Below are 1,832 nucleotides of genomic sequence, written 5' to 3' on the forward strand. Positions count from 1 at the left end.
TCGCATTCCAAGGTGTCGTGACCCAAATAACGTAGTACGCGGGGTACTTAGTCTGGTCAGAATGGCTTGTCAGATTTCTCTTTCAAGCCTCACGCCTAAGGGCTGAGGTTCCTGACACTTAGAGAGATATTCGTTCCCAACTCAATGTCGCGAGGGGTCTCCCGTTAGAATCTCCGATTTAACGGGAGAGGAATCGCGACAAATAAAGGAAATTGTTCGCGAAGCGTGTCCGGAGGACGTAGCGGTAGCGAATCCTCCTAAGATGGGGCATCCTGAGACCGAACGTATTGCTTGAGTTGTTCAAGTGTTACACCACCCGTCGAAGCCACAAAATAAGCACCCGTCCAGAAGGCTTCTTTTCGATGAAAGAGCAATAAGCTATAATTTACCAATGATTCTAACCTACTGCTACCGAATTAAGCCGACCCCAGAACAGGCAGACAAGATAGACCATTGGCTCGAACTCTTGCGTCGCCATTGGAATTATGCCTTGGGTCAAAGATTGGGCTACTTGAGACAAACTCGTTCTCAAGTAGATCGGTGCAGTTTGGTTTCAGAATCAATTGGCGAAATTCCAGAATCCGTTAATTACTACACTCAGCAAGCTGCTCTCAAAGAAACAAAAATCCTTTTCCCAGAATACAAAGAAATCTATTCGGAAGTGCAGCAAATTAATCTGCAAAGATTAGATAAAGCATGGAAGAAATGGAGAGTTCCTGACAAGAAAGGAAAACGAGGAGGGCGACCGAGGTTTAAGAAAGTAGGACAACTAAGATCCTTTGAATTTTCGCGAGTCAACCATCCGAAAGCCACAATTAAATTTGATGGGAAAAACCTAATAACAACGCGATTAGGAATAATTCCGGTCATCGTTCATCGTCCGATTCCCGAAGGATTTGAGTTAAAAACTGCGTCAATTGTCAAGAAGGCTGATGGTTATTATGTTTGCTTAACAGCAAAAGATGAAGTAGTTCCGGAACCTCTGCCGTTAGACAAAATCAAATCTGCTGTGGGAATTGATGTGGGATTGAAAGAATTTCTCACTACATCAGAGGGAGAAACTGTTCCGATTCAACAAACCTATCGCAAGGCGCAAAATCATTTAGCACGTCAGCAACGGAGATTAAAAAATAAGCAACAGGGGTCAAAAAACTATCAAAAACAACAAAACAAAATCGCTCTTATTCATCAAAAGATTCAACGACAACGAAAGGATTTTCAATACAAAATAGCCAACTGGCTAACGAGATGTTATGACTTAATTGCTGTTGAAGATTTAAACATTAAGGGATTAGCGAGAACAATCCCCCCTTTAGTTCCCCCCTTCCAAAGGGGGGTTAGGGGGGATGATGCAGCATGGGGACAATTTATTACTATCATCGAAGCAGTGGCAGTCAAATGCGGCGTTCGAGTGGTGAAAGTGAATCCTCATGGAACATCTCAGGACTGTAGCGGTTGCGGCACGAAAGTCCCGAAAACTCTCTCGGTTCGCACTCATGAATGTCCGAAGTGTGGACTGGTGATGGACAGAGATGAAAATGCGGCAATTAATATTCTTAATCGGGCATTGGAAGAACTACAGGTGGTGGGTCTCATCATTTCTGCTTGTGGAGGCATGGCGCGATAGTCAGCCTGTGAAGCAAGAAACTTCAAAGAACTGGGTTCAACTTAGTCTTTTTTGAAGCTCCCGTTAGACCTGAAAGGTTAACGGGAGAGAACGTCACCTAGCCTCTAGGATAGTTGATAGTTGATAGTTGATAGTTGATAGCGGTGGATTGCTTGTTCTGAGAGGCTTTTAGGATAGTTGATAGTTGATAGTTGATAGTTGATAG

The 1,832-nt window shown here is 43.6% G+C and carries 1 protein-coding gene and 1 pseudogene; one reads left to right on the forward strand and one right to left on the reverse strand.

Translation table 11 applies throughout. From position 1 onward, the window contains the following. Positions 1 to 257: 257 nt before the first annotated feature. Positions 258 to 368: pseudogene (locus JUI58_RS14975) on the reverse strand (transposase); the annotation flags it as partial. A gap of 23 nt (positions 369 to 391) precedes the next feature. Here JUI58_RS14975 and JUI58_RS14980 point away from each other — a divergent pair. Beyond that, a complete protein-coding gene (locus JUI58_RS14980; protein WP_204104602.1) occupies positions 392 to 1,627 on the forward strand; it encodes an RNA-guided endonuclease TnpB family protein in 1,236 nt (411 codons plus the stop codon). Positions 1,628 to 1,832: the final 205 nt, after the last annotated feature.

It is taken from the genome of Spirulina sp. CCY15215 (assembly GCF_016888125.1).
Classification (GTDB): domain Bacteria; phylum Cyanobacteriota; class Cyanobacteriia; order Cyanobacteriales; family Spirulinaceae; genus CCY15215.